Consider the following 7468-nt stretch of genomic DNA (forward strand, 5'->3'; position numbering starts at 1 on the left):
TCGGTGTCGGACGCCTAGCTTGAGAAGGGAAGGCCGAGTTGCCGGCCGAGCGTATCCAGCTCGCGCAGGATGGCGTCGGGTAAAGCGATGCCTCGCTCGCGCCCGTCGCGTTCGAGCGCGTCGCCGCGGTGGCCAGGCAGCCGTGCGCCATCCCCGCCGGCGGCGAGGTAGTTGCCGGTCCACTGCGTCATGTAGTCGGCATACAGGTCCCGGCCTGCAAAGGCATCAGGCTTGACCAGCCAGACAAAGCCGCCTTGCCGGCCGACCGCGCCGCCGCTGGCGACATCATTGCGCTGCGGCGAGAGCGCGTCCGCCGTTGCCGCCAGGGCGCCGGCCAGGCACTCCACCATCATCGCCAGGCCAATACCCTTGTGCCCGCCTGTGGGCAGCAGCGACCCGGACAGCGCGCGTTGCGCGTCGGTGGTCGGCATGCCCTCGTCGTCCAGGGCCCATCCGGCAGGGATTGGCTTGCCTTCACGGGCGGCCAGCAGGATATGGCCGCGTGCGGCAACGCTGCAGGCCACGTCGAACACGATCGGCGCCTGGCCCGGCAACGGGCAGCCGAAGGCAATGGGGTTGTGCCCGATCGCCGCGCGCGAGAATCCTTCCATCGCCAGCACCGGCGGCGTACGCTGGCCGATCATGCAGAAGGCGCCAGCCTCGGCAGCCAGCAGCGCGTGAATGCCGAGCGCCCCCAGATGGCCGCACGACTGCACGGCAATCAGCACCGAGGCGCTGGATTCCAGCGCTTCCAGCCCGAGCTGGACGGCATGCGGACCGGCAACCTGGCCCATGGCGCCGTCGGCGTCGAGCACGATGCCGCCGGGAAAGCTGCGGTGCGACATGGCGGCGCGCGGGTTGAAATCGCCCGCACGCAGGCGTTCGACGTAAGAGGGCACGCGCGTCATGCCATGCGTCTTGTAGCCGCGCAGCTCGCTGCGCACCAGCGCGCGGGCAGCCTGCGCCGCGTGTTGCGGCGCCACGCCGCAGGACTCGAAAACGTTGGCCGTCCAGCGCTCAAGCGCCAGGGGAGCCCATCGGGTACTCATGTGGATTTCTCCCGCACGATCATCAGCCGCTCGGAGAACGGGGCGGCGTAGACCGACTGGTAGTAGAGGGGCTGGTCGCGCAGCGTGTAGCCGCGCATTTCCATGATGAAGGACGGTGCGTCGGGGTCCAGGCCCAGCTCGCGCGCGGCCGCGGCGGGCGGCGCGCCGAAGCGGATCCACTGGTCCACGCGCAGCGTCGGCAGCGAAAGGCGCTGGCCGATCAGTTCACGCAGGTTCTTCTCCAGCGCCTCCCGGTCCAGGCCGCCAAGCTGCGCAAAATCCTCCTCGCGCAGCCAGAATTCGCTGTAGAGGTCGAAGCGGCCGCCGACGTTGATCACGCGCTCGATGCGCACGTAACCGTCGCCTTCGCCGCCGAGGAAATCCGACCACGGACCCTTGCGCTTGATGCGCTTGACCGAGCGCGCGTGGACGTAGGAGGGCAGTTCGTTGCCGCCTTCGTCGCGAAAGCGCAGGTAGCGGACATCGGCGGGCGCCACGCGCGTGCCGGAGACGAAGGTGCCCCGGCCCTGCTCGCGCGTGATCAGCCCGGAGTTCGTCAGCCGGGCGAGTGCCTTCTGGATGGTTCCGACGCTCACGCCATGGAAGCTGGCGAGTTCACCCTCGGACGGCAGGCGGTCGCCTTCGCGCAGCGCGCCGGTCTCGATGGAGCGGATGATCGCGTCGGAGACGCTGTTCAGTTTTGTCATGGTTGCTCAGAGGCTCAGTGCAAAGCGACTGATCGCGGTCTCCCGGATATCGAGCACCTCGCTGGTCAGCCGTGTGCCGGAAGCGACGTCCGTCGCGTAGGCATACAGCCGGTCGCCGAGGTCGGAGATCTTCTCTCCATGCTGCAGGACCGCGCTCACGTCGAAGTCAATGTTGTCGGCCATGGTTTGCAGCGTATTGACGTTGCCGCAGACCTTGACCGTCGGTGCCACCATGCTGCCGATCGGGTTGCCCACCCCGGTGCCAAAGAAGGTGAGCTGGCACCCGCCGGCCGCAAGCGCAGTCAGATTTTCCACTGCGGCCGCCGGCGCGTCCATGAAATGCAGGCCCTTTTTCTGCGGCGCCTCGCCATAGCGCAGCACGCCCACGAGCGGGCTGCTGCCGGCCTTGGCCATGGCGCCCAGCGCCTTTTCCTCGACCGTGGTCAGGCCGCCGCGCTTGTTATCGGGCGAGGGCTGGTCTTCGCGCATGTCGACCCCGCGCGAGATGGCAAGGTTCTCCATATTGCGCACGGCGGTCACAAAGGCCTCGCGCACCCTGGCGTCTGCCGCGCGTTCCGCGAAGAGGTGGTCGGCGCCGATGAACTCCGAGGTCTCCGAAATGATGACCGTGCCGCCTTCGGCAATCACCAGGTCCGCCATGCGGCCGATGGCGGGGTTGCAGCTCAGGCCGGAAGTGGTATCCGAGCCGCCGCATTCGACGCCGATCACCAGCGACGACACCGGGCACGGCACGCGGCGCGCGCGCGACGCGGCAAGCGACAGCCGCGCGGCCTTGCGCGTGCCTTCGGCGATGCAGTTGATGGTGCCGTCCGGCTGCAGGTGGACGCGCTCGACGGGCTTGCCGGTGGCCTGGATGCGCCGCGCCACTTCTTCCGTCGACGACGGTTCAAGGCCAACCAGCAGTACCGCGGCGATATTGGGATTGCGCCCCAGGCCCGCCAGCGACTCGAAGGCGAAATCGAGGTCGGCGCCGAACTGGCCGCGCACGAACAGCGTGGTGACCGGGATGCAACCGCTCACCGTGCGGGCGATGGTGCGCGTGACGGGGTTGCAGTTGTCCATGACGGAAATCACGGCAACCCAGTTGCGCACGCCGACGGCGCCGTTCTCACGCGGGTATCCAAGGAAGGTCGTTGCCATCTGTATTACCCCTTGTTCAGGTCGCCGCGGGCGCGAGACGACTCGATGTTGTGGACATGCATGTGTTCTCCCGGCCTGATGGCCTGGCTTGCGCGGCCGATTACCTGGCCGTACTTCAGGATGGTCGCGCCGGGCGCGGTGTCGGTGATGCACACCTTGTGGCCGAACGGAACGTCCTGTAGCAGGACCAGCTTTCCTGATCCTTCTCCCTCAAGTTCCAGGGCTTCGCCGGCACGGCCGGCGCCCAGCAGGGTGGCCACATTGTCGGCCGGATTGAGTACGATGGCTCGCGGCATTGATTAACTCCTATATAGAGGTTGATTGCAATGTAGGGAATCGCCATGCGGTTAGTCAAGAAGATTCGAGCCTAACCCCGAGAAAACCACTACTCCTCCATGAAAGTCCTATATAGAAGTTTGTTGACATCAGAGTTTGCTGTGTCTATCGTGGTGACAACGGTGCTGCAGACAGCGCCCGACGATCGACGAGGAGGAGGCAGGCATGAAGGTGGTGTCACACATGGAGAAGATTGCGAAGCTGCAGGCCCTGCGCGAGCGCCTGGATCCTCTCCGGGACTTTGAGCTGTGGTTCTGGGCGGGCATGACTGCCGGCACCCACGCGGTCAACGCAGCGCTGCACCAGGCGAACGTGACCCTGGATGACGATATGTTCCCGACGCAACCCGGCGTCTATCTCGTGCCGCAGCCGGACGGCGGCCTGAAGCCGGCTTTCCGGCCGCTCGGCGACGTACTGCACGTCGGCCGCCCGAGAGTGGAGGCGCCGGTGCCGTCGGATATCGCAGCCATGATGGAAGACATGGAACACATCGAGCACTACCGTGATCCTTGCCTGCGCGAGGGCCTGGAGCCGACCGCGGAGATTGCCGACCGCTGCGACGTGGCCCTGCGGCATTGCCTGGCGTTGCTAGAGACGCGCATGAAGGGAGCGCCCCATGGACATTGAACAGCACATCGCCATGGCACGGCGCATCGAGGCATCGCTGGAGAAGTGCACGGCAAGCGACTACGAGATGCAGATCGAGGCCGCCATGCTTGCCGGCACGCACTGGCTGAACGCGTTGCTGCACCGCGTGGAGGCGACCCCGGCACAGCAGGACGTCTTCCATACCTATCTGCTGACCGTCAATGAATTCCGCCGGCTTGCGGTGGCAGCGGAGAAGCCGCTGCAGGCACTGGCCGGCATCGAGGATGCGCGCGCGCCGTTCGTGCGGGGCAATCACCCCGGTGGCGAAGACGCGGCCGAACGCGCGCTGCGACTGCTCTCGCTGATCCGGGCGGCAGCAATGGCCAGCGCGTGAGCCGGCGACATATAAACCAGGAAACTAGGAGGCAGCAGTGAAAGCAGTCCGTGTAGTGCCAGGCCCCGAGGGCGGCAAGGTCGAAGTGCAGGATATTCCGGTCCCCGCAGCGGGGCCGGGGCAGGTGCTGGTGAAGGTGCGCGCGGCCGGCCTGAACCGGGGCGAGATCAACCAGGCTAAGGAGTTGCGCACGGGGAACACGATCACCGCGGGTGTCGAGTTCGCCGGTGAGGTGGAAGCCGTTGGCGAAGGCGTGGCCGGCTGGCGCAAGGGTGACCGCGTCATGGGCCACGGGCGCGCCTGCCAGGCCGAGTATGTCGTGTCCGACCCCCTGGCGTTGATGGCCGTGCCCGACGGGCTGTCATGGATCGACGCCGCGGCGTTTCCCAATGTGTTCATTACCGCGCATGACGCGCTGGTGGTGAACGGGCAGCTCAAGGCCGGCGAATCGGTGCTCGTCAACGGCGCCTCGGGCGGGGTGGCGATGGCGGCCATTCAGATCGCGTCGCTGATAGGTGCCAGGCCGGTCATCGCCTCGTCGCGTTCGGCAGCCAAGCTGGACAAGATCAGCCAGTTCGGTGTCGATGTCGGCATCGACTCGTCGAAGGACGACCAGGTCGAGGCGGTCATGGCCGCTACCGACAATCGCGGCGTCGACATCATCATCGATACGGTCGGCGGTCCCGTTTTCGAAGCCAATATGAAGAGCCTGGCCGTCAAGGGCCGGCTGGTGAACATCGCGCGGCTGGGTTCGGCGACCGCACAGATCGATCTCACGCTGCTGTGGCTCAAGCGGCTGCAGCTGATCGGCGTGACGTTCCGCACCCGCACCGAGCAGGAACGATTGGAATGCATCCAGGCCTGCGCGCGCGACATGCTGCCTTTCCTGCGCGCCGGGCGCGTGCGCCTGCCGATCGACCGCACCTTTGCCATGACCGACATCGGTGCCGCCCATGCGTACATGAAGCAGGACCAGCACGTCGGGAAGATCGTGCTGCTGGCCGACTGATTTATCCGAAAAGGACAGAGAGGAGACAACATGACTGTTCAAGTCAAGGCGCTGACCGGTTCGGTTGCCGCATCCGTGACCGGCGTCAACCTGAACGCGCCGATCGACGACGCCACCTTCGCGACCCTGCACCAGGCATTTCTCGACTATGGCGTGCTGGTGTTCCGTGGCCAGCGGCTGGAGCCGGAGGCGCAGGTTGCCTTTGCCCGGCGCTGGGGCACGCCGGTCCAGGGCAATCCTTTGCTCAAGGGGCTAAACGGCTTCCCGGAGCTGTTCCAGGTCACGAAGATCCCGAAGGAGACGGCGTCGACCGAAGCGTGGCATTCCGATTCGATCTATACCGAGGTGCCGCCCAAGATCTCGATCCTTTCCGCGGTCACGATCCCCATTGGCGGCGACACCATGTGGTGCAACCAGTACCTGTCTTACGAACGCTTGTCGCCGGCGATGCAACGCATGATCGCCGGCCTGCGTGCCCGCTTCACGGGCGCGCGGCTGGCCAAGATGACCGGCTCTGAAAAGGTGCCGTCAGCAGTACACCCGATCGTGCGCACGCATCCGGAAACGCACCGCAAGGCGCTCTATGTCGGCCACCCCGACACGGCGCAATGCATCGAAGGCATGACCGAAGCCGAAAGCCGCCCGCTGCTCGATTTCCTGTACGAGCATTCGGTCAGCCCTGACAACGTGTATCGCCATATGTGGCAGGAAGGCGATGTGGTGATGTGGGACAACCGCTGCACCATGCACTATGCCGTGCACGACTATGGCAACGCCGAGCGCGTGCTCAACCGCGTGACCCTGGAAGGCGAGGTTCCCTGCTGAGGGGACGCGATGACACAGGCACCGCATCCTGCCGCTGGCACGGCATGCGGTGGCCGGAGTCCCGACAGCCTGTCCGCAAGGGCACGGCGGCGCGGGGATAATAGGAGATTGAACCATGCAGATAGGGATCCCGACTGAGACTCGGGCGGGAGAGGCGCGTGTTGCCGCTACGCCGGAGACAGTCAAGAAATACGTTGCCCAGGGCCACCAGGTCGTGGTGCAGGCTGGCGCCGGCGTGCGGGCCAGCCAGCCTGACGGTGCGTATGAGGCTGTCGGCGCGCGCATCGGCACCGCCGCCGACGCGCTGGGTGCCCAGCTTGTGCTGAAGGTCCGCGCCCCGGACGATGCCGAACTGGCGCAGATGAAGACGGGCTCGGTCCTGGTGGGCATGCTCAATCCCTTCGACGCAGAGAACAACGCGCGCATGGCGGCGGCGAACATCACCGCCTTCGCCCTGGAAGCCGCGCCGCGCACCACGCGCGCCCAGAGCATGGACGTGCTGTCGTCGCAGGCCAATATCGCCGGCTACAAGGCCGTGCTGGTTGCCGCGCACCATTACCAGCGCTTCATGCCGATGCTGATGACCGCTGCGGGCACCGTGAAGGCCGCCCGCGTGCTGATCCTCGGCGCCGGCGTGGCGGGCCTGCAGGCGATTGCGACGGCCAAGCGGCTGGGCGCGGTGATCGAGGCGTCAGACGTGCGCCCCGCCGTGAAGGAGCAGATCGAATCGCTCGGCGGCAAGTTCCTCGACGTGCCGTTCCTCACCGACGAGGAACGCGAGATCGCGCAGGGCGTGGGCGGCTACGCGCGCCCGATGCCGCCCGACTGGATGAAGCGGCAGGCAGAACTGGTCCACCAGCGCGCGATCCAGGCCGACATCGTCATCACCACCGCGCTGATTCCCGGCCGCAAGGCGCCGGTGCTGCTGCAGGAAGCCACCGTGCAGCAGATGAAGCCGGGCTCGGTGGTGGTCGACCTGGCCGCCGCGCAGGGCGGCAACTGCCCGCTGACCGTGGCCGATGAAGTGGTCGAGCGCCACGGCGTCATCCTGGTGGGCCACACCAACCTTGCCAGCATGGTCGCGGCGGACGCCTCGGCGCTTTACGCCCGCAACGTACTGGATTTCCTCAAGCTGGTCATCGACAAGGAAGGCAGGTTCGTGATCAACAAGGACGACGATATTGTCGCGGCTTGCCTGGTGACCGGCCGTGACGGAATGGCACTGGCCAGTTAACGGGTCGGGCAAGGAGACATTGATGGAAATGGTTAACCACACGGTGATCAACCTGATCATCTTCGTACTGGCGATCTACGTGGGCTACCACGTGGTCTGGACCGTGACGCCGGCCCTGCACACCCCGCTGATGGCGGTGACCAATGCCATCTCGGCCATCATCAT

General features: G+C 66.2%; 10 protein-coding genes. 6 read left to right on the forward strand and 4 right to left on the reverse strand.

The window, feature by feature from the left end:
* Positions 1-14: 14 nt before the first annotated feature.
* From RM96_RS31765 to RM96_RS31780, 4 genes are read right to left on the reverse strand one after another with little or no spacing between them, the layout of a single operon-like run.
* Positions 15-1049 (reverse strand): Ldh family oxidoreductase, encoded by a 1035-nt coding sequence (locus tag RM96_RS31765; protein ID WP_039015710.1) that lies wholly within the window; start codon positions 1047-1049, stop codon positions 15-17.
* The gene (locus tag RM96_RS31770; RefSeq protein ID WP_039015711.1) at positions 1046-1756 is read right to left on the reverse strand and encodes a GntR family transcriptional regulator; all 711 of its coding nucleotides are present in this window, start codon (positions 1754-1756) and stop codon (positions 1046-1048) included. The genes RM96_RS31765 and RM96_RS31770 overlap by 4 nt, the downstream gene beginning before the upstream one ends.
* A 6-nt stretch (positions 1757-1762) precedes the next feature.
* Entirely contained in the window at positions 1763-2917 is a 1155-nt protein-coding gene (locus RM96_RS31775) for a UxaA family hydrolase (protein WP_039015712.1), read from the reverse strand.
* A 5-nt stretch (positions 2918-2922) separates the two neighbouring features.
* Positions 2923-3213, reverse strand: coding sequence for a UxaA family hydrolase (locus RM96_RS31780; RefSeq protein WP_039015713.1), 291 nt, complete (start codon positions 3211-3213; stop codon positions 2923-2925).
* A 205-nt stretch (positions 3214-3418) separates the two neighbouring features.
* On the opposite strand from RM96_RS31780, the gene RM96_RS31785 reads away from it, so the two are divergent.
* The 6 genes from RM96_RS31785 to RM96_RS31810 all read left to right on the forward strand — a co-directional run.
* Positions 3419-3880 (forward strand): hypothetical protein, encoded by a 462-nt coding sequence (locus tag RM96_RS31785; RefSeq protein WP_039015714.1) that lies wholly within the window; start codon positions 3419-3421, stop codon positions 3878-3880.
* A complete protein-coding gene (locus RM96_RS31790) occupies positions 3870-4235 on the forward strand; it encodes a hypothetical protein (RefSeq protein WP_039015715.1) in 366 nt (121 codons plus the stop codon). Before RM96_RS31785 ends, RM96_RS31790 begins: the two co-directional genes overlap by 11 nt.
* Before the next feature lie 37 nt (positions 4236-4272).
* Positions 4273-5244: a zinc-binding dehydrogenase gene (locus RM96_RS31795; RefSeq protein WP_039015716.1), complete on the forward strand. Its 972-nt coding sequence runs from the start codon at positions 4273-4275 to the stop codon at positions 5242-5244.
* Positions 5245-5274: 30 nt separating this feature from the next.
* Positions 5275-6069 carry a TauD/TfdA dioxygenase family protein gene (locus RM96_RS31800; protein WP_039015717.1) on the forward strand — a complete coding sequence of 265 codons (795 nt, stop codon included), beginning with the start codon at positions 5275-5277 and terminating at the stop codon, positions 6067-6069.
* A gap of 115 nt (positions 6070-6184) precedes the next feature.
* The gene (locus RM96_RS31805; RefSeq protein ID WP_039015718.1) at positions 6185-7303 is read left to right on the forward strand and encodes a Re/Si-specific NAD(P)(+) transhydrogenase subunit alpha; all 1119 of its coding nucleotides are present in this window, start codon (positions 6185-6187) and stop codon (positions 7301-7303) included.
* Positions 7304-7325: 22 nt separating this feature from the next.
* On the forward strand, positions 7326-7468 hold a 143-nt coding region (locus tag RM96_RS31810; RefSeq protein ID WP_039015719.1), incomplete at its 3' end, for a proton-translocating transhydrogenase family protein.

The sequence above is a fragment of the Cupriavidus sp. IDO genome (assembly GCF_000812465.1).
GTDB lineage: Bacteria > Pseudomonadota > Gammaproteobacteria > Burkholderiales > Burkholderiaceae > Cupriavidus.